The 20,797-nt window shown below is 46.7% G+C and carries 23 protein-coding genes; 7 read left to right on the top strand and 16 right to left on the bottom strand.

Features of this window, described 5'->3' with window-relative positions; genetic code table 11:
• Positions 1-36: 36 nt before the first annotated feature.
• The 7 genes from NYR53_RS08425 to NYR53_RS08395 all read left to right on the top strand — a co-directional run bounded on the left by NYR53_RS08425 (position 37) and on the right by NYR53_RS08395 (position 6,171).
• Positions 37-975: an NAD-dependent epimerase/dehydratase family protein gene (locus NYR53_RS08425; RefSeq protein WP_261304758.1), complete on the top strand. Its 939-nt coding sequence runs from the start codon at positions 37-39 to the stop codon at positions 973-975.
• Between the two features lie 225 nt (positions 976-1,200).
• A complete protein-coding gene (locus NYR53_RS08420; protein WP_261304757.1) occupies positions 1,201-1,560 on the top strand; it encodes a hypothetical protein in 360 nt (119 codons plus the stop codon).
• Positions 1,561-1,573: 13 nt separating this feature from the next.
• Complete coding sequence (locus NYR53_RS08415) at positions 1,574-2,638, top strand: glycosyltransferase family 4 protein (RefSeq protein ID WP_261304756.1); 1,065 nt, start codon at positions 1,574-1,576, stop codon at positions 2,636-2,638.
• A 185-nt stretch (positions 2,639-2,823) separates the two neighbouring features.
• A complete protein-coding gene (locus tag NYR53_RS08410) occupies positions 2,824-3,231 on the top strand; it encodes a hypothetical protein (protein WP_261304755.1) in 408 nt (135 codons plus the stop codon).
• Between the two features lie 229 nt (positions 3,232-3,460).
• On the top strand, positions 3,461-4,525 hold the full coding sequence (locus NYR53_RS08405) for a glycosyltransferase family 4 protein (protein WP_261304754.1): 1,065 nt from the start codon (positions 3,461-3,463) through the stop codon (positions 4,523-4,525).
• A gap of 20 nt (positions 4,526-4,545) precedes the next feature.
• Positions 4,546-4,926: a hypothetical protein gene (locus NYR53_RS08400; RefSeq protein ID WP_261304753.1), complete on the top strand. Its 381-nt coding sequence runs from the start codon at positions 4,546-4,548 to the stop codon at positions 4,924-4,926.
• Positions 4,927-4,944: 18 nt separating this feature from the next.
• Positions 4,945-6,171, top strand: coding sequence for a sialidase/neuraminidase family protein (locus NYR53_RS08395; RefSeq protein ID WP_261304752.1), 1,227 nt, complete (start codon positions 4,945-4,947; stop codon positions 6,169-6,171).
• Positions 6,172-6,242: 71 nt separating this feature from the next.
• Here NYR53_RS08395 and NYR53_RS08390 read toward each other — a convergent pair whose 3' ends face one another.
• The 16 genes from NYR53_RS08390 to NYR53_RS08315 form a co-directional block, all read right to left on the bottom strand.
• Positions 6,243-6,494, bottom strand: a complete 252-nt coding sequence (locus NYR53_RS08390) for a hypothetical protein (protein ID WP_261304751.1) — start codon at positions 6,492-6,494, stop codon at positions 6,243-6,245.
• Positions 6,495-6,781: 287 nt separating this feature from the next.
• Positions 6,782-7,189 carry a hypothetical protein gene (locus NYR53_RS08385; RefSeq protein ID WP_261304750.1) on the bottom strand — a complete coding sequence of 136 codons (408 nt, stop codon included), beginning with the start codon at positions 7,187-7,189 and terminating at the stop codon, positions 6,782-6,784.
• 38 nt (positions 7,190-7,227) lie between these two features.
• Positions 7,228-7,803, bottom strand: coding sequence for a class I SAM-dependent methyltransferase (locus tag NYR53_RS08380; RefSeq protein ID WP_261304749.1), 576 nt, complete (start codon positions 7,801-7,803; stop codon positions 7,228-7,230).
• Positions 7,804-7,828: 25 nt separating this feature from the next.
• Positions 7,829-9,256, bottom strand: coding sequence for a glycosyltransferase family 4 protein (locus NYR53_RS08375; protein ID WP_261304748.1), 1,428 nt, complete (start codon positions 9,254-9,256; stop codon positions 7,829-7,831).
• Positions 9,257-9,310: 54 nt separating this feature from the next.
• The gene (locus NYR53_RS08370; RefSeq protein WP_261304747.1) at positions 9,311-10,021 is read right to left on the bottom strand and encodes a glycosyltransferase family 2 protein; all 711 of its coding nucleotides are present in this window, start codon (positions 10,019-10,021) and stop codon (positions 9,311-9,313) included.
• Positions 10,022-10,026: 5 nt separating this feature from the next.
• Positions 10,027-10,743 carry a glycosyltransferase family 2 protein gene (locus NYR53_RS08365; RefSeq protein ID WP_261304746.1) on the bottom strand — a complete coding sequence of 239 codons (717 nt, stop codon included), beginning with the start codon at positions 10,741-10,743 and terminating at the stop codon, positions 10,027-10,029.
• 247 nt (positions 10,744-10,990) lie between these two features.
• The gene (locus tag NYR53_RS08360) at positions 10,991-11,437 is read right to left on the bottom strand and encodes a hypothetical protein (RefSeq protein WP_261304745.1); all 447 of its coding nucleotides are present in this window, start codon (positions 11,435-11,437) and stop codon (positions 10,991-10,993) included.
• Positions 11,438-11,557: 120 nt separating this feature from the next.
• Positions 11,558-11,740 (bottom strand): hypothetical protein, encoded by a 183-nt coding sequence (locus NYR53_RS08355; RefSeq protein WP_261304744.1) that lies wholly within the window; start codon positions 11,738-11,740, stop codon positions 11,558-11,560.
• On the bottom strand, positions 11,727-12,968 hold the full coding sequence (locus tag NYR53_RS08350; RefSeq protein ID WP_261304743.1) for a glycosyltransferase family 4 protein: 1,242 nt from the start codon (positions 12,966-12,968) through the stop codon (positions 11,727-11,729). The genes NYR53_RS08355 and NYR53_RS08350 overlap by 14 nt, the downstream gene beginning before the upstream one ends.
• A 25-nt stretch (positions 12,969-12,993) precedes the next feature.
• Entirely contained in the window at positions 12,994-13,710 is a 717-nt protein-coding gene (locus tag NYR53_RS08345; RefSeq protein WP_261304742.1) for a glycosyltransferase, read from the bottom strand.
• 10 nt (positions 13,711-13,720) lie between these two features.
• Entirely contained in the window at positions 13,721-15,052 is a 1,332-nt protein-coding gene (locus NYR53_RS08340; RefSeq protein WP_261304741.1) for a peptidase G2 autoproteolytic cleavage domain-containing protein, read from the bottom strand.
• A gap of 36 nt (positions 15,053-15,088) precedes the next feature.
• Positions 15,089-16,012, bottom strand: a complete 924-nt coding sequence (locus tag NYR53_RS08335; protein WP_261304740.1) for an NAD-dependent epimerase/dehydratase family protein — start codon at positions 16,010-16,012, stop codon at positions 15,089-15,091.
• On the bottom strand, positions 15,994-16,827 hold the full coding sequence (locus NYR53_RS08330; RefSeq protein WP_261304739.1) for an SDR family oxidoreductase: 834 nt from the start codon (positions 16,825-16,827) through the stop codon (positions 15,994-15,996). Before NYR53_RS08330 ends, NYR53_RS08335 begins: the two co-directional genes overlap by 19 nt.
• Positions 16,824-17,810, bottom strand: coding sequence for an SDR family NAD(P)-dependent oxidoreductase (locus NYR53_RS08325; RefSeq protein ID WP_261304738.1), 987 nt, complete (start codon positions 17,808-17,810; stop codon positions 16,824-16,826). Before NYR53_RS08325 ends, NYR53_RS08330 begins: the two co-directional genes overlap by 4 nt.
• The gene (gene wecB, locus NYR53_RS08320) at positions 17,800-18,894 is read right to left on the bottom strand and encodes a non-hydrolyzing UDP-N-acetylglucosamine 2-epimerase (protein WP_261304737.1); all 1,095 of its coding nucleotides are present in this window, start codon (positions 18,892-18,894) and stop codon (positions 17,800-17,802) included. Before wecB ends, NYR53_RS08325 begins: the two co-directional genes overlap by 11 nt.
• A complete protein-coding gene (locus NYR53_RS08315) occupies positions 18,891-20,669 on the bottom strand; it encodes a glycosyltransferase family 4 protein (protein WP_261304736.1) in 1,779 nt (592 codons plus the stop codon). The genes wecB and NYR53_RS08315 overlap by 4 nt, the downstream gene beginning before the upstream one ends.
• Between the last annotated feature and the right edge of the window lie 128 nt (positions 20,670-20,797).

Here is a 20,797-nt window from a genome sequence, read left to right as displayed (position 1 = left end):
GATAACGAAAATCCATGCAGAAGAGAGGAAAACAGGATGAAAGCTGTCGTTACCGGAGGTGCAGGCTTTATCGGCTCGCACCTTGTGGAAGAACTCCTTGCGGAGCAATTTGAGGTCCATATCATTGATAATCTGATTTCAGGTAAGCAGAAACATGTAAATCCACAAGCTATATTCCATTTGGCAGACATCAGCAGCGAACAAATAAAACCCCTCATCGTAGATATCCGACCTGATGTTGTTTTCCACCTTGCGGCTCAAGCAGATGTCCAGCGTTCCATTCAAAATCCGGGGTACGATGCCATGGTGAATCTAGTGGGAACGATCTATCTGCTTGAGGCATGCCGTGACGCAGCTGTTAGCAAATTCATCTTCGCTTCCACTTCCGCCGTATACGGAAACTTGCAGAAAGAGCAGATCGTCGAAACAGACCCGACGTCTCCTATTTCCTACTACGGCATTTCGAAATATTCCGCTGAATCCTACATCCGTGTGTTCCAGCAGCTATACGGACTGCCCTACACCATTCTTCGTTATGGAAATGTATACGGACCCAGACAAACGCCTAAAGGAGAAGGCGGCGTCGTTGCCGTCTTTATGGAACGTATTCAACAAGGAGCACCGCTGACGATTCATGGCGATGGTGAGCAAACCCGCGATTTCGTCTATGTCAAAGACGTAGTTCGTGCAAACGTAGCTGCTATGAAACGCGGGGAACAGGAGATCATTCATGTCAGCACTGCGAATCGAACATCCATCAATGATTTGGCACGGTTGCTGACGCAATTTCACGGGACAGATCTACCCATTATTCATTCCTTAGCTAGGGAAGGAGATATTAAACACAGCAATCTAAACAATCAAAAAGGGCTCGAATGCCTGGGGTGGCAGGCAAAGTATGAGATTCGCGCAGGTTTAGAAGAAACTTACCACTCTTATATGAACGAATCGATAAGAGACGTAAAGGAAACATGACATCGAGGCTGCCGATTCGGCAGCCTTTTTCAGTAGAAATGAAAGAATAAGTTTTATACTTTGCTTCGCATCTACCTTGACAAACGCGCTCGTCCCAGTGGGACGATGGAGTCGTTTATCCTTGTTTGAATCTATGCTATCATCTTCCTTTTCTATGAGCAGTAGACAGCTGTCTTGTACCGATTAGTGTAGAGATACGTAAGATAGAAGAGAAAATGAAGGAAGGTGAAGACGATTTCCATTTTTCAATTTATATCGCATGTGGGTGCCGCTGCAGATTCACGCTATATTCAAGCTTTCGATTTGACGGTAGAAAATCATGGAGAAGAAGAGTTCGACATTTTGATACAAGGGGAAAGTGAATGTGGGGCAAATACGCTGATGCTGTATCATATGTCCGCTGCATCCAAAGGAATCGGCTCGAAGGTAACGGTTAGCGAAGTACCTACGAATTTCGGACCTTTTTCCCTTCAACTTGTTTCGAATATTAATGATGCCAGCAGAACCGCCGTCACGCTTTTCGCCAAACAAGGCGGATCCGTCATCGCCATCTTCACGCAGCAGCATTTCTCCATCCTAGAGTAGGAGGGGTTTTCGGATGAACGTCTTATTCGTGTATTACATTGCCAGCGGGGGCATGGATACGTTGAACCGACAACGATGCCTCGCGCTGCGCCGACACGGTATTAACGGTCATTGCCTTTATTACCAATGGGGCTCAGGCTTAAACAACGCAAGCGATATACCAACATTCATCAGCAATAGCGATCTCGAAATCAAAACGATCCTCGATCAAGGACAATATGGCGCTGTGATCGTGACAACCGACTATCCTTCCCTACTCCGCTTCCGCAGCCTTGGGTACACCGGCAAAATTTTTCTGGAAATACAAGGTCTCGGCTCCAAAGAAACAGCCCGAATAGAGCTGCTTACCGCTCAGCAATACGTGCACGCCTACGCGAACGGTCTGATCAACCCAAATACACCGCATATTGCCACTTTGTTTCACGAGTTGTACACGCATACTCCGAAATTTATGTTTAACAACTGCTTTGACTTCACTCGGTTCCACTATCATGCTTGGCCTAAACTGACATACCGAGTGATGGCGTGGATGGGACGTATTGAGGAGAACAAAAACTGGCGGGAATTTCTTCACATTGGATCTCATTTAATCCGGGGCTATGACGCTTCCTTTCAACTGTGGATGTTCGAAGACGCGAACTTGTCACGGCCCGAGGAAAGGCAAGCTTTTCACGAACTCGTGCAGCAGTTGGAACTCGAAAAACATCTGCAGTTATTCTCCAATGTGCCTCATACGGAAATGGCAAACTTTCTCTCCATTATCGGCGACTCAGGTGGCCTCCTCTGCTCGACTTCCATCATGGAAGGGCAGCCCTATTCGATATTAGAAGCAATGAGCTGCCGCTGCCCCGTCCTGACTACAAATTCAGACGGTGTATCGAACTCAATCTATCACAATGAAACCGGAAAATACTATTCGCGCGGTGACATTGACCATGCGGTCCATGAGGCCATAGATCTGATGGGGAATGCTCCTCTTAGGGAGCACATCCGATCTACCGCAGTTCACCATGTACAAACGTATTTCAACCCAGATCTGTACTGCGTTCAATTTATCAACATGCTCCATTCCGTTTAAAGATTAAAAGCCTCCATCTTCTGCAATCTTCGGGTTGCTAAGGAATGGAGGCTTTTTTTATGATTATACGATTCATTACGACTTTCGAAATTTAATAGAAATAGATTTAAAACTATTATAGTCGACCATTCGAAATAAGAGAGTTTGGCATATAGTAGATAGAATCAAAAAGGAGGTGAATCAATATGACATTAACTATTCAGGATTTCGGAAAAAGCATCGCAGCGCAGTTCGCTTCTTCTGTCTCCATTGCTATTCCGGCATCGCCGAGCGGTGTGAAGCTTGCGGAATTTGGTCTATCTGTCCCCTCTGGCGCACAAGTCGAGTTAAAAGCAACCGTTGGTACACAAGCAACTTTGGGCCAGCCAGACATTTTGTACAGTATGGTCCGTGGAAACACTGTGATTTTTACCGTTAAGTCTTCTGATCTTCAGACCAGTAAATTCGATGAGGCAGCTTTTACCTATACGGATTCCGGCGCATCAAGCGGTTATTATGCTTATAGTATTTTTGCGGAGATTACGAACTCCATCTCTACGAATCAGGCGAACGTAATCGGCCCGATTACATTCAGCGGCATATCATTGCTTTAAGATTTATACAGCAGCCATATTGTTTGGAAGACAGTTGCGTTCAGCAGCTGTCTTTTTTTCGGGTAGCATTAGAAGTAACTAGTACAAATGTCTTGTACGAATCACAAATCATCTACGTATGATACACATATAAAGTGCGAGCATTTTGTATACTCAGCAAATTTCAAGAAAAATGAGTTCATGAAAATCGAATAAGTTTCATATTTTAACAATATGGGTGGCGAAACGAATGAAACTACTCTTTATTTTCTATACGCCTAGCGGCGGCATGGAGATGCTCAATCGGCAAAGAGCCAATGCACTACAGAAGAACGGAATCGACTGCCATTTGCTGTATTTGGAAAATGGCGCAGGGCTGCAAAATATCGAGGGCATCAGCACCCACATACTGACAGACGACATATCTATCGGTAACTTGTTGCAAAAAGAGCAGTATGACGCTCTTATTGTTACTTCCAACTATTATCTGCTGCCCCGTCTTCGTCAAATGGGATTTTCCAAGCCGATCATCTTCGAAGCGCAAGGACTGGGGACGAAAGAATTTGCTCGGTATACGATCTATGATGCTATTCCTTACATCAGGAGCTATGTAGATGCGCTGTTATACCCCCAAACCCCACATCTTATGCAGCTTTTTCAAGAGTACTATCCTTCTTTTAGACACTTCTGCTTTCATAATTGCATCGATAGCGCACAATTTACGTATCAACCGCATCAGAGGCTAACTTATCCTGTTATTGGTTGGGTAGGACGCGCGGATGCGAACAAAAATTGGCGAGCCATGCTGGAAATTAGCCAGCGACTGATTGCTTATTGTCCAGGTCTGAAACTGTGGCTGTTTGAGGATTCCTATATGGGTGACGAGAAAACGCTTTATGAAACTGCTTTGGACCAGCCGGAATTTGCTGGCCATGTAGTCCGGCATTCGAATGTACCGAACCGGCACATGCGCGATTATTATTCAATCATTGGAGATTCAGGCGGCTTTTTGCTTTCTACGTCTGTCACCGAAGGCTTTGGCTACGCCATGGTGGAAGCGATGTGCTGCCTTTGTCCTGTCGTGAGCTCAGACTCTGACGGGAACGGAAGCTTTTTGCTGCCTAATGTGACCGGGAAAATGTATCAACAAGGCGATATAAGCCAAGCGGTGCAAGAGGGAATCTACTTATTAATGAACCCGCAGTCAAGAGAAGCAATTCGAACTCAAGCACGACGGCACATTGAGCAGCATTTTTCTCTTGACGCTTATTGTCGCAACTTTGTGTCCATGCTCAATCAACTTGACGTGTTTTAAAAGTGGAAGGGCGGTGCTTCGTGGCTCTAACGACCGGGCTAATCATTAACCAAACAACATCAGGCGGCCCCCCAGTCGCTACATCTGTCATAGTCGGGGCAATCAATGATAATCCCCAGTTTCAAGCAAACTTGGAGGTGGAAGTGTTCCGGATTGTTCTTCCCGGGCCCACTCGCTTACCAGCAGGTCAGGATCTGGTCAGTCTGGGTCCCAACAAAATGTTCTTCAAGACATACACGCTAGTCAATGCGATTGCCTATGAAGTTCAGGTCGACTATTTCAGTGCTACGAACGTAGCCATCAGCATCGTCGGTGTGGATCAGGCGGGCAATTTCGTTCCCACTCAACGCGTCTTGACCCCTGAACTGACTATAATCGATCAATTAAGCAGTACTTCATGAAAAAGGGGGATCCTTGACATGGCCGTTGTAAACATTACAGCCGGTTCTCCGGGAGCTCATCACGAACCCTCTGTTGCCGTTAGCGTTCTAAATCCCAATATCATCAACGCCGTCGCTGTCGACACCTCCACGGGCGCTACGCAAATCGGAATCTATCGGAGTATCAACGGAGGCAGTACTTGGAGTACAGGCGTGCTACCCCTGCCAGCAGGATGGGCGGGAATGGAAGGAGCGACGATCAACTATACGTTACCCAATACTTTCGTTGTTTGTGCTCACGCTTTTAACGGTTTCGAGGACGGCAGTATATTCGTGTACCGCTCTATAGACAACGGTGTAACCTTCAGTGCTCCGATCCTCGTAGCCAGAGGGTTTGGCACTGTCGTGCATTATGACATCCCTTATTCAGCTGCCGATGAATCCCCATCCAGTCCATTCCTCGGGTTTACCTATCTGACGTACGTTCCTTTGTTTGACTTTGAATTCGGCAGCGGAAATGCAGCCATTTTCTTTCAGAGATCGCTGGATGCGGGACTGACTTGGGAGGAACCGATAAGGATTTCAGAACCGTTCGGTTTACAGAATCGTGCTGCTATTTCTGTAGGACTGACAGGAGAAGTGTATGTGGGGTGGATCTTGACAGGGCCGACGAACCCGACATTTTTGATTCGGCGCTCCTTGGACGGAGGGGTCAACTTTCAGCCGAATATTAATGCATTACCAGCGAAAGTAGCCGATGTAGTCCTCGTGCCGACTACGCTTCCCGGCTACACGTTCCGTACCCTTACTTTGGCAAGCCTGGCATCGGATATTTCCGCTGGACCGTTCGGCGGGAACATCTACGCGGTTTGGCAGGATAACCGACAAGGATATTCAGATGTTTTCCTTAGTACCTCCCAAGACGGGCTGCTGTGGTCACCGCCATTAAGCATTACCGGCGCACCAGCCGGTTCCCAAAACTTTTTCCCTTACGTAACCGTTTCTCCCTTTACCGGAGCAGTATTTGTCGTTTACTACACCAATCGATTTAACCCACCTCTGCTGGATGTGTTCGTGGCCGAATCATTCAATGGCGGAGGATTCTTTACGAATCGAAGAGTGACGCAAACCTCCTTTGATCCGGATAGTCAGCCGCTAATCGGTGACTATCTCACCGCCTCTGTCATAAAGCCGCAAACACTGGCAGCGGTTTGGGCGGCAACAACGCCGCCATTCGGGAAGCTGGATGTTTATTTCGGGACATAAGAAAAACAGCTTTCAAAACATATAAATTGCACATAACAAAAGGGCTGCCGAATCGGCAGCCCTTTTTATCATTAACAATCTGAGATAAAGCTTCGTGCAGGGTTATCCAACCTTCTCTCGATGGGATGGACAAAATAGACTTGTTCCTTTGCCTCTACGACTTCCTCGACCGATAAAGGCAGGCCTAGCCTGACAAAGGCTACTTCATCCTCTGGATAAGGACGCAGCATGCCACCGCATTTGGCCGCTAATGTTCCGTATAATATTTCTTCCAGCGCAAACACGTTGGTTCTGGCAAATTCTGCTGTAGGGACATATCTCAATCCCGGTTCCCAGTCCGAACGAAGGATCATCCCCACCGTTATATAGAAAAGCTTTCGAACCGGGGACGAATTTTCGTATGTTTTCGAGTTGATTTATTAATACATCTTCACCCGTATGAGCTAAGATAGCGAAACATATCATTGGAGTCACCTTCCAGAAATGTTATTCGATAATTCAATCCCATGGAAAGCATACGCCCAGTACATGTCATTCTCGTTCCAGATGTCGCCGGCGTAGGGAATCGTCAGCGAACAAATTCCTTCCAACCCCTCCTTTCTTCCATTGCTCAGTTGAGAGAAAGGCCACTGAAAACGATCGGGCCTACGACGTTCGCCTGATCCGTAGCGAAGGAATTGACAATTTCTACGGTAAGGCTATAAGAGAAATAACCGGAAGCTACACCTGTATCCACAAAAGTGAAGGATTCCGCATTAAACTGGTTGGCTTGCGTCGAAGTGACGCATAGTGTAAAAATGAGTGTGTTGCCGCGTAAGATGCGAAATATTAAATTAGGCGTACCGTCCGTACTTTGTGTGCCTACCGTCGCATTTAGAAGCACTTGTCCGCCTTGCTGCGTCAGTAAGCCGAACTGTGCAATAGTTATGCTGCTCGGTGTGCTTAGTATAGATATTGGGGTTATGGAGCCAAAAAATGCAGCCGGCACGCTTTTACCGAAATCGATGATATCGAACATATCTCGCACTCCTTTTTTTTGGTAATCCCCCTCGAATCCTATAAATCCTTCCACGCCAGAAGTGCATCGACAGGAGGATGATCTTCCCCGAATGCTTGGCGGAATGAAATGTTGCTCTCATCATGAAAATCTTTAAATACTAGAACTTGATAACCTTTCTCTAAGAACTCCTCAGGCTCCCAACCACTGCGGTGGCTTTGATATACCTCGCCGTTCAGATGGAAATGATCATACCCGTCCTGGGGAAAGAAGCCTCTCGGGGTAAAAACAATGACCCGCTTAACGGCAATTTGTTCCGCTTGTCTTAACAGTTCTAAGGCCTCATTTTTATGAAAATGTTCCAGCGTGTCATTAAACAGCACCAAAGAAATCGTCTTCGGCAAAAAATATTGACTCATAGCTCTAGCATCCATATGAAGTGGAATCATGTTGACAGAACGGTTAACGCGATTAACTAGATAAGGACGATGCACATCAATCCCGATCGTGATTGGACATTCAAAGTCCGTATTCAAACAAAGCCCGCATCCGACGTCAAGAAGACTATATCCTTGTCGATCTATTAATTCCTTCAGCTTTGCCGACAAATCCTTACTGTTCGTTTCGGGCACCATTATATTCACACTCCATTCGTTCCATCTATTCGCGCAACAACGCCAGAAAGGCTTGATCTGGCAACAAATAATCTCTAGGTAGAGAATTAAACAGCTTGTTCCAAGTGAAGTAATCTACTGAAATATCGGGAGTGGAGACCAGCTCAGTAAATAGTCGATTATAATCATCTCCTGTGACTTCCATCCCAACAAGCCCCTTCATGCTCAAATTCCAATGAAGAGGAACAGGTTCCTTGCATGAAGAACGACTCTTAGCAAGATCGTAAATCTGCAATAATCGCTCCATCATCGTATCCAGCGACCACATCTTCATTCCCCATTCTCGGGCCTTTGTTCCCATTGTTTCGCGGTACAAATCGTTCTCCAATAGAGTAACAATATGACCTGCCAAAACATCGTTATTTCCACTTGGAAAAGTCAATCCGTTCACGCCATGATCCACCATTTCAGGAAGCCCCCCAACATCGGACACGATCACGGGCAAGCCCGCTATTTGCGCTTCCATGACGGAAAAAGGCTGGTTTTCCTGAAGGCTCGACATCACTAACATGTCGGAATGCCTTAGTAAATAAGGAACGTCGTCCCTACGTCCCAGAAACCTTACATCCTCCTGTATACCAAGTTCGGATGCCAGCTGCTGGAGCTTCCAGTTTTGCTGTCCATCCCCAGCGATCCAGCAAACCCAATCATTTCGTATAGCTTTCACCTTAGACAAGGCGTGAAGCAGAATATGCACGCCTTTGATATGGTCGAGGCGGCATGTGCAAATGATCACTTTTTTCCCCATTGGATTTTCAACTAGTTGGCCATGCTCCATATTTTGAAGAAAAGCTGGAATATCCAATCCGTGAGGAATAACGGTAAACTGTTCGAGAGGAACTCCAAATTCGTTGACCAGCATATTTTTCAACCAATGCGAAGGCGTGATGGCCACATCGCTGGAACTGACTCCGCACCGTTCTAGGCTTGAATAATATTTCCAGACGATTGAATTTTTGATCGTTTCTTCCGGCATATACGCCGATTGTTCAATCAAAACCTCTCTAGCTGCGCAGCCGTGAATGGTGGCTACTAGCGGTGTCGTTTTCGGTTTTACACGGTTGAACGCTCTCGTGGATAGTATATCCTGGGTATGAATCAGGTCATATTTATGCAATCCGAGGTAAGCTGCCGACAATTCCAGACAATACCGATCGAACTCGGCATGAAGAACATTGACATGCTGATGCAGCAGTGGTGCGACTTGCGGATGCAGCTTTGCATACAACAAAGGCATGATTTTTTCTTTATCAATAGAGCGGTAATTATGAAGGATATGGTACCTATCGATTCCGTTCCCCAATATGTCAACCTCGTGCCCCATAGCTTCTAGCCTTTGCTTAAGCAGCTCCATGTAAGATGATACCCCTCCTACGAAGGGTAATTGCCAGTAGGTCGCGAGCAGTATTCTCATAGCCTCTCCCTCATTTCCGAAACGGCCTTCCTTCAAAGAATGCCGTTTCTGCATTTAACTGGATTCGAACCATTTGAGAAGGGTGGGATTGAACGTTTCGCGTATATACCGGACTTCCATCTCCATCTCGGCTTGATACAGGATCGTACCATTCCCCCCATGCCAGCGAAATCGGGTTAGCGATTCATGTAAATAATCAAAATCGAAACGGGACAATACGATTCGCATCCACATTTCATAATCTTGCGTGTAAAGAAGATGTTCGTTGAAATAACCTACGTGCGTGAACAATTCTTTTTTTGCCATAACCGTACAGCCGTGGACCGGGACACTCGTTAAAAACGCCCGGTAAAATTCTATCGTCGTTGCATAGCAACGTCCTCCAAAAGTTTTTATCGTCTCGTTCTGTGCGTTGACCAAATCATAGTTGGTATAACTGACCCATGCGTCGCGCGCCAACATAAAAGACAATTGTCTGTCGATTTTGTCGGGATGGAACAGATCGTCCGAGCTGAGCCAAGCCACATACTGCCCGGAAGCATGCCGAACCCCGTAATTCAACGCGCTGGCCGTTCCCCCATTGGCTTTACGATGGTAATTCACCCTGTCTTTAAAGGGAGCAATTTTGTCCTCATACATCGTGGAACCATCATCTACAACGATAATCTCTACATTTTCATAGGTTTGGTCCAAAGCGCTCTGAATCGCTTCATCGACGTAAGGGCAATTGTAAACTGGTATGACCACTGAAACCTTAGGAAACATAGCCTTCACCCCCCCATCTGGGCAATCAGCGCCAATAGTTGTTCGCGGTATTTCGCTTTCGTAAACGCAATTTCCCTTTCGATAGCCGGCCAATGTTTTTTGGTCCCCATTTGTTCGTGCCAGCGGTACATGATTAAAGATTCATCCAGAAAATGGATCGGTATGCGATTCAACAGAACGCGCAGCCAAAGATCGTAATCGTGCGTGTAGAGCAGTCCTTCGTCAAAGTAACCGACAAGCGAAAATAATTGCTTCTGCATTATAACCGTACATCCGTTGATAGGATCCGTTTGCAGCCAAAACTTGACGAAATCGAGGTAACTTGGGAAACGAGTTCCTGCCGAACAGTTAAGAACCTGATTATGTTCATTGATTTCATCGAATGAGGTGTAGCTGATCATGGATTGATTCGCCTGCATAAAAGCTAGTTGTTTCTCTACTTTGTCCGGAAAAAATATATCGTCGGAGCTGAGCCACGCCACGTATTCCCCGGAAGCGTACCGGATTCCGTGATTTAAGGCACTAGCCGTTCCCCCGTTGGCCTTGCCAAGATAATATACTCGGTCCTTGAAAGGCCCAATCTTATCAGCGTGAATCGTGGAACCGTCATCCACGACTATAATCTCTACGTTTGAGTAGGTTTGGCCAATAGCGCTTGCAATCGCTTGGTCGATATACGGACAGTTGTAGAACGGAATGATGATCGATACTTTGGGCTGCACACAATGTTCCTCCTTCAAGGAAAACTACGGAATAATTAATAAGTATCAGAATTATACAGGTAAACCTCACAATCAAGGTGCATGCTGCACCCTAGTACTAATATATTAAACAGCCCTCCCAATCGGCACGATAGTTGCCCAACGGCAATCATACAAATTGGATTTTCTCCTATTAAAGTAGAAGCTGCCCCTAAGTCTAAGTTAGACCGAGGGACAGCCCCTTCTTTTTCATAAAATAGATGGTGAATTAACCCATTAGGTATCCAGTTAGGTTAACTGGGCCTACAATCGTTGCGCCACCTGTACCCGATAGTTCAACAGTCAAAAAGTAAGTCTGCGTAGTGCCAACGATAAAAGCCGGTTGGACTAAATCAGTGTGGACACTTGAAAAGGTACGGTCTGTAGCTATAACAGGACCAAGACCCGCAAACATGGAATCATTCGTTTGAAAAATAACAGTTCCGGATGAACTCCCACGGCGAATCCGGAAAGTAAGCACGGGCAAGACCGGTAATATTGCTAACGCAGCCTGCCATCCAACAGTCGAAAAAAATACGGACTCGTTGGTAACTGCCTGAATGTTGAGAGTAATAGTCGTTAAGAAAACTTCAACCCCCGGTGTCAACGCGATTGGCAATGCAAAAGTACCTTGTGCAGCCTCATTGGAACGAAAATCAAGAACAGTTGCTACCATACAAACATCTCCTTTTTTCTATAAATGGCATTACCATATAGTAGATGTTAATAGGGTTCGAATGGTAACGGACAACCGTCGTTTCATACTGGAAATTACTAGAAGTATTTTAATAGAATTTTATTCTTTGAAGAATGCTTGGGAGAAGGCGTCCACAAAAGGTGTATCGGGAAGCGTGTAATCTTTGGGCAAAGAAGTTTTAATACGATTCCATACCTCGTAATCAACCAATACGTCCAGATTGGTTGTTTGCACGGCAAACAAAGCATTATACAGGTCCCCGATAACCCTAAAAGACCCCATATCTACCACCCGCCTTTTCCATAGCTTTGTTATATATCGCCAACATTCGTGCAATCATGAGATCCAACGACCAGTGGCTCTCTCCCCATCTTTTAGCGTTTGCACCAAGCTGTTTCCGATAAGCATCTTCTTGAAGCAGCAAACCCAGATGATGAGCCATCATGCCCGCATCACCTACAGGGGAAACGAGCCCCGTTATGCCGTGCTCTACCATTTCCGGCAGCCCTCCTGCGTCGGAGACCACGGAAGGCAAACCAATCATTTGTGCCTCCATGACAGAAAACGGCTGGTTATCCTGAATGCTGGGCAACGCGAAAATATCCGCTAATCCGAGTAGAGCCGGGATATCGTCACGATACCCCAGAAACTGCACATGATCTCGCAAACCAAGAGCTGCCGCCTGCTGTTCAAGAGCCGACTTCAATTCCCCATCCCCGACAATCCAACAAACCCAGTCGCTGCGTGCTTGTTTCAGCTTCCCAAGCGCTGAAAGTAATACCTCTATCCCCTTAATAAACACCAAACGGGCCGGACAAATGATTACTTTCTTGTCCCTCGGCCGCCTTATGGAAGTGCCTTCCGAATATTTACGCCAGAAGGTGTCCGTATCTAGCCCGTACTGGAAAACATCGATGTTAGCCGCCGGGACTCCATACTCCTCAGTCATTAGGTTCTTCATCCAGTAGGTCGAAGTCAGCGCAATGTCGGCTGAGGTTGCGCCATAATATTCCATCGTTCTGTAGTAATTCCAGATCGGCAGCTTTCGCAATTCGCTGTTAGGGTTTTGATGATAGACGGCAAGCATAACTTCTCTGGCAATCGAACCATGAATATTGGCGACGAGCGGTGTCTTTTTCGGTTTTACCCGACTAAGCGCGCGCGTGGAAATAACATCTTGCGTATGAATCAAATCATACTGTTCCAAACCGAAATAAGCAGCGGCCAGTTCCATGCAATAACGGTCGATTTCTGTTTCGTAAACCCAACGGTCGGCATGTAGAGAAGGAAATGCCGCCGCATTGAGCTTCGCGAATAGTAAAGGCTTCAGAACATCCTTCGCTATCTCACGATGATCGGAAACCATATGGAACTTGGTGAAATCAGGGCTGTTTCCCATTAAATCAACGCTATGCCCCATTGCCTCCAACTTTTGCTTAATCTGGTTCATATACGGCCATACTCCCCCAAGATGCGGAAGCAGCCAGTAAGTAGCCAGCAAAATTTTCATTGTGGCGCCCTCCCTAACACTTTTCTCATCCTCCGAGTTGTTGAATGTAATCTTGAAGCTGAGCTCTATATATTCCTTGTATATAGGCAATTTCCCGCTCGATAGCTGGCCAATGCTTACGGGTGCCCATATCGCTGTGCCAACGATACATCGTCAACGACTGATCCAGAAAATGAACGTACACTCGCCCTAACACGGCGCGAAGCCACAAATCATAATCATGCGTAAAAGGAAGTGATTCGTTAAATAAGCCGATATACGAGAGTAGTTCCGTCTTCATCATGACCGTACAACCGTTAATCGGATCGTGGCTGATCAGCGAGCGGATGAAATCAACTTGGCTTGCAAACCGTGCTCCGACGCTGCGGTTCGTCACGTTGTTGTAAGCGTCGATTTCATCGAAAGCCGTATAACTGATCACAGAATGGTGGGCCAGCATGAAATTCAGTTGGCGCTCAATCTTATCCGGATAAAACATATCGTCTGAACTAAGCCAAGCGATGTAGTCTCCCGATGCCATGCGGATGCCATGATTAAGTGCACTCGCCGTTCCGCCGTTTGCCTTTCCCAAGTAATGAACACGGGTAAGAAACGGAGCGATTTTGTCCGTGTGCACGGTAGATCCATCATCAACAACGATGATCTCGACATTCGGATAGGTTTGGCCAAGCGCACTAACAATCGATTGTTCGATATAAGGACAATTGTAAAAGGGGATGATGATCGATACTCTTGGGTACATCACTTCACCTCTATCGAAACAAAATTAAGATTTGATTGTCGCCAGTTCGTTCCAATACACGGTATCCCGAGCTTGCTTTCGTGGCGACACCATTGAGATTAGATCTGCAGTAGCTATCGACTTCACAGGTTCCGTCATCTCGAACGAGAAGTTTGCCGAGCAATCCTACAGCAACCCATTCCGGTCGCTTCATGCGCGAAACATACTCCTGCTTCGCATCCCACATCGGATTGAGAACGGGGTGAAGCTCTGTACGTTCCGGAAGCAACTCTCTTCCGGCTGCGTCTGTTTCTGCGGCTAGCGTAACTTCCCGGTACTGCTTTCTTCCCCATTTGTCAGTTAAAAATTTGCCTTGCCAATGCATCTCTGCACTGTCTCCAATCATTCCCGGAGTTGCGCTTGTAATGCCTACAATATAGTCATCTGCGGAAGCAGCCGCTCGAATTTTCTTCCCGAAGATAGACACAAAATAGCCCGGTTCGATCGAATTGCCGTCAATCGTTTCGAACAATTCGGCATAATCTGCTCCACCAGGTACGAAAGCGCCGTCGACATGCATATTGCCAGTAGAAGCGAGCCATTTTGCGCCAAGACCTCGCGTAACGGCACTCGTTCCGTTGCCAATGAACCAGGAATAAGATTCCTGCGCAGTACCGTTGCGGCCCATGATGTGGGCGCCTGCAAATCCGCCCGCACTCGTATTCAATCCTTCCGCGTGGGCTGCTTCAGCATTGGCTAGCGTCCCGAAGCCTTCGGAGTGAGAGGCGTTGCCGCTGGCCGTTGTCTGCGCTCCCTCCGCATGCGCTGCGACGCCGCTGGCCATCGTCGTGGTTCCTTCAGCATGAGCGACATCACTACTGGCGACAGTATTGAATCCTTCAGCATGCGATCCGTCGGCATTAGCTATCGTGCCGACACCCTCGGCATGAGCGGATTCACCGTTAGCCTGCGTGTGCGCTCCTTCAGCATGGGCGGAATCTTTCGTAGCAAATGTTAGAAAGCCTTCGGCATGTGCGGCATTCGCGATCGCACTTGTATTCTGGCCTTCCGCATGGGCAGCCGACCCGCTGGCTGTGCAACTGCCCCCTTCCGCATGAGAGGCATTCCCGCTGGCGGTGTTGTTTACCCCTTCAGCGTGAGCAGCCGGAGCAGTGGCGTTGCTACCGATGCCCTCTGCATGGGAACCCTCCCCGCTAGCTAACGTATTTCCGCCTTCAGAATGGGAAGCATTTCCGGTAGCCATCGTGTTGAATCCTTCCGCATGTGAAGAAGGCCCGCTGGACGTCGTATTAAACCCTTCCGCCGTAGAGCAAGTACCTGATGGATTTTGATTACACGCCATGAATCGTTCTCCCTTTCCGTTGTATGATTGACTGATTTATGATTCGGCTCGATAGAAATGGATAATATCCGCTATGGATTGTTCAAAGGAGATTTCGGGCCTCCACCCTAGGGCTTTCATGAGCGCTAAGTCTATTGGGTTAGGAGGTACATAACCATCGATTTGTCCAATTTCCAATGGTATTTCCACAGCGATCATCGATTGGAATGCTTTCACGATCTCCCCAATGGTTCGATTACTGCCTGAACCTACCGGATAAACCGTTCCCGCCGTTCCATACAGCAGGATATGCTCATAGGCCTTGACAGCATCCCGAATGTCAACATAATCGCGCTGCTCGATCAAGGAAGAAAGCCGGAAAGGGGTGTTCTCTACACCATTTTCAATCTTGACCGCCTTCTTTGCCAAAATCCCGCATAATCCGTTGGAATACCCTGGGCCTATCAAATTGGAAGGCCTTGCCACCATGATCTGTTGTTGAAATAAATGAGACCACGACTGAGCAGCCAACATTTGGAACGTTTTACTAAGGCTATAAGGATGTAGGGGTTGTGGATTTTCGTTCAACGTAAAACTAAGCATCGATCCCGCTACGACAATGCGGCAATCGGGGTAGCCCCGCAAGGCGTTTAGAAGATATAGAGTCGCCATCACATTCGCATCCATGTGTCCGATCGGGTCAGCCCAAGAATCTTGTACCGCATTTCGTCCAGCCAAATGCAGTACGTAATTGGGCATCGTTTCCCGGATCAGCTGATGAACCTTCAACCTATCGGTCAAATCGCAAATTTGAACTTGATCTGCATGAACAACTAACGTGTTCTCTTTCCTAACTACAGCAATCACCTTCATGCCGCTAGCGCTAAAATGCTCGCAGGCATGTTGACCGGTAAAGCCGTTAGCACCCGTAATGAGAATAGTTTCTTTACCTGCATCTGCGTTCAAGATGATCGCATCCAATCTGCCAACTGCTTTAGCATGGTTGGATACGTCGATACTTCGAAAGTAAAATCATCCCTTGTGTTGATTAAAGTTCGGTCGAGACGAATCTCCTCATCTGAAATGATCGATACGTCGCGTTTGTCAAATGCATGTTGAAACAAGTGGAGCAATTCATATTTGCTTATTTTCTGCGGTGCGGTCAGTTGAAGCAGTCCGAAGCAAGGATGTTCGATAGCATGATGGATAGCTTTAGCCAGTTCCAGCGTTGTCACACCATTCCACATCACATGGGTATACCCTTTGACAATACCCTGCTGCTGCAAAAACCATTGTAATAATCCAATCCCCTGCGTGCGGATTTCGGGCCCTATAATCGACGTCCGGATCGTAAGATGTTGACCGCCGATCACCTCGCCTAACGCTTTCGATTTGGCATAAACCGTCGTACCTTCCGGCTGGTCGTTCTCCTTGTAATCTCCCCGGTTCCCAGAAAACACGCAATCCGTGCTAATATGAATCAACTTGCCTCCCTCACGTTCGACCGCTTCGCGAATCCGATGAGGCAGAAGGCCGTTTACCCAATAAGCCTCTTGTGGATTCGCTTCTGCAAACTGGTTCAGGATTCCGATGCAGTTGACAATAACGTTAGGAGCCACAGCTTCAATCACTTTATCGACGAGCACGGGATCCATGGCATCTAAGTAAAGTCCCTTTGGATCTTGTTTATCCCTTGTTGTGTACTGAACATGATAGCTGCTGCATTCGCCAAAGTACCGAACCAGTAAATGACCAAGCATTCCCTGCCCACCGAAGATGAGCAGCTTCCGCGTCATCCTAGAAACCCCCCTTTAACGAGCATTTTTTTAATATCCGCTTTCGACATCAACGGTTCTTCCGAGCTGAAACTTTCGTACGGCACTTTCGGGAAATTCTCATAATGCTTCTTAAGTCCGGGGATATCGATCGTTGGCAAAATGACCAAGTGATCATCGTCATAGGCAACAGTAAATTGGCTTTCAAACTCAGAAAGCAAAATTTCATGGATTTTTTCCCCCGGTCGTACGCCAAGCTCAACTACTTCCACATCCTGATTCCCTAACTCTTCGATCAGCACCTCAGCCAAATCCATAATTTTACATGTAGGCATTGTTATTACGAATGTTTCCCCACCCTGCCCTACTTCTGCGCCTCTAAGCATCAACTTAATCGCTTCGTGCTTCGTCATGAAGAATCGCGTCATGTTTTTATCCGTGATGCCTACTTGATTCTTTTCCTGAATTTGCTTCATGAACAAGTGAATGACGCTACCATTCGTACCTAGTACATTGCCTCCACGAACGTTAACGAATTTGGTATGTGAACTCAACAGGTTGGCATATACGATAAGTTTCTCTCCAATTGCCTTCGTCATGCCATAGAAATTGGAAGGGTTTGCTGCCTTATCGGTCGAAATGTTAATAACTTTCTTCACTTTGTTCTCGATAGCCGCTTCAATAACATTCTGCGTTCCCACCACGTTCGTCTTTAAAGCTTCGTAAGGTTGGTCCTCACAGACGGGAACATGCTTGAGCGCCGCCAGATGGAATAAATAATCAACCTTTTCACAAGCTTTCATCAAAGCCTCTTTATCCCTTATATCCCCAATACAGAAGCTCAGTCTGGCATCCTCAAAGGTCCGCTTCATTGCTACCTGTGTCGATTCATTACGGGAGAATACAATAATCTTCTTGGGATTTTCCCGAAGCAGCTGTTCTATGAGTTCATAACCCCAGGATCCCGTCCCACCGGTCACTAAGATTGTCGCGTTAGCAAACATTATCTTTACCTCCTAATAAATATTGAACGACTTTTTGCGATACATTTGTATCTAAATAGCCATCCGGGCAATGCCACCCTGCTGGAAAACTCACCATCACTTTAACCGCGTTCAATATTTGCTCAGCTCGGAGACCAGAAACCACATTGCTTCCGCAATCGACGGTTTCAGGCCGTTCAGTTGTCGTTCGGATGGTCACCGTCGGCACATGAAAAATGCAGCATTCCTCTTGAACGGTGCCGCTGTCTGTCAAGACACAGAACGCATGCTTCTCCAGATGCACAAAGTCGAAAAATCCAAATGGCTCATGAAATTGAACGAGTGGATGCATCGTGACCATGCCATCCTTCTCGAGTCGTGATTGGGTACGGGGATGAATGCTGCAAATGACTTTATGTCCAAAGGTTTCAGCAACCAGATTAAGTCCTTGGAGAATTTGTTGGAGTCGTTCAGGATGATCCACATTTTCAGCACGATGCGTTGTAACCAGAAAGTAAGGCTCACCTTTCAGATCCAGCTTTTCAAGAATGTCACTTTGTTCAATACGTGTCTCATAATGAATCAGCACTTCATTAATGGGATTCCCTGTGACGATAATACGATGACTGGGTACGCCCTCCCTAAGCAGATTGTCTCGGCTGTAACGGGTGTATGGCATATTAATGCTAGAAATCGCATCGATCACTTTTCGGTTCTTCTCTTCCGGTACACCGAGATCGAAACAGCGGTTACCCGCTTCCATGTGAATCACAGGAATACCCATTCGCTCGGCAAGGATGCTGCTGAGCGCGCTGTTCGTGTCACCCAGAACAAGCACTTTATCCGGGCGTTCAAGTGTAAATATGCGTTCCAGCTCTGCGAAAAGGACTGAGAGCTGCCCTCCTAACGTACGCTGCTGGTTCTGCAGCATATAATCGGGTTGGCGCAGCCCCAGCTCCTCGAAAAACACGTCGCTAAGCGTAGAAGTGAAATTCTGTCCTGTGTGAATGAGCACATGCTGTTCGGCCAGTTCATCCAGCTTCTGAATAATGAGACTCAGCCGGATAATTTCGGGACGAGTCCCCAAAACAGTCGCGATTTTCATCTTTTTCCGCCTACCTTCACGATTCTTTTATGCTTAGGACGTTGTCCTGCCTTTACCTTTTTTGCACGACGTCTAGCCTGCCCGCGTCCTCTTATCGACTTTTTCGCTTGGGCTACTTTCCGTTTGCGTGCTTTGAAACCACCCTTGGCAAACCTGCGAGTGCCCTTTCTCAGCTTTGTTCCTTTTTTTGTTTTTTTCTTCATGATCAGCTTAGCTTTACTTTTTCGCCTAGGACCCTTTTGCGCAGCTTTCTCGCCTCCACCAATCGGAAGACCTTGCGTGTAAGAAGCGATACCGCTCTCCGGAAGCAAGACGATCTGTGACATCGCGTACCCGTAACGCTGAAGAGCACTTTCTGACATAAAAGGATATCTCACCCCATGCTGCATAAGGTAAACGGTTGGCCCCTGTCCTCTCGCTACATAAATCGCTGGGGCATATGTCAGAAAAGGCTCTTCAGCACGAATGGGAGTACCTGTCGGATGCATGGCTAGCTGGCGATCATCTACAGTCCCAACTCGGTTCCAATCAAATTTATAAAAACTGAAATCTACACCCGTAGAAATCGGGCGCTTAAGGCCCTGCTCAATGACGAATACCGTATGTGAGGATTCCCCTTTCAGCAGGAAATGTTCAGGAAACCTAGGAGAATTCTGCCGATCCATCCGCCTTGATTCCAAGACAGGCCCGAGATGAGAAAGAAAACTTCCCAAACGGCCACGGTAAGCTTCAATCCCAAACACTTGATGAATCACTTGGCTGTTCTTATTCCCTATTTTCTGGCGGTTTTGGTGATCCGATAATAAATACTGAACCTTAATTGTGAGATCACGAACATCTCCTTTTTGAGCCAGAAAGGCTTCATTTCCCGTTGAATGGAGTATTTCTTCCAATCCACCTGAGCGATAAGCAACAACGGCTTTACCAAAAATGAGACCTTCTAAGGCCGTTAATCCAAATCCCTCGTTCATAAGACTAGGAACAACAACGATATCCATCGCTGGGTAAATAGATTGAATGTTGGCGTCAAAAGGGAGGAAGGAGAATTGAGAGGAGTAGCCTGAGATCAAGATCATTTGTCTGCAGGATTCCATATAGACAGGGTCAGTTGGTTTGCCTGTAATCATAAAGTGGACCATCCGATTCGTTTCGCAAATGTGAATCCCCATCTGAATGAAATGGTCCAGCCCTTTATTCGCGTAAATATCGGAGGAAATGTATCCGATGACGGGCCGCTCATCATAGATGCCGATTTCCGCACGTTTACTTTGCCTTCTTAACGGCCACTCACTAGGGTTATATTGCTCTGTATGCCATGATGGAGGAAGTACGAACTTTTTGTTGCTGCTCATAATGCTCTGAAGAGGCTGCATGGTTGTACCCGAAATACCCACAATCCAGTCCGCATATTGGTCCATGAGCTCTACACTGAAAGGTGTGAATTCATTGATTAGAGTCGTCTCCGCAATGACCCACGTTACAGGAATCCCCAGTCTCTTAGCGGCCACGGCTGGTAAAATGTTAATGCAAGTATTCGTGATGACCATTTCCGGCTCATGAATGAATAGAAGATCGATTAAGCCTGGCAGTTCTGAATGAAGAAGCAACTCCTGGAAAAGGTGGGGTAAAGCTGCTGAGGGATGATACATCTCATATAAAAGAGGGAACGATTGGACAACCGTGTTAATGCCATGGTTTCTAGCTTCTACAGCTAAAAGTCCTTCTCTGGGGACCACTAACGTACATGCAAAATTCCTTCCAAGTTCCAAAGTCATAAAGAGCAGCATTTTTTCTGCACCCGTAATATGATTAGGATTGCAAATATGGGAAAATAATAAAATTTTTGGTCGTTGTGGAGTTGACATGTGTAACATACCTGCCTCTAAGACACAGGTATGGAATT

This window comes from Paenibacillus andongensis (genome assembly GCF_025369935.1).
Lineage (GTDB): Bacteria > Bacillota > Bacilli > Paenibacillales > NBRC-103111 > Paenibacillus_E > Paenibacillus_E andongensis.
The sequence above is the reverse complement of the archived record's forward strand: the minus strand, read 5'-3'. Positions and strand labels throughout refer to the sequence as shown.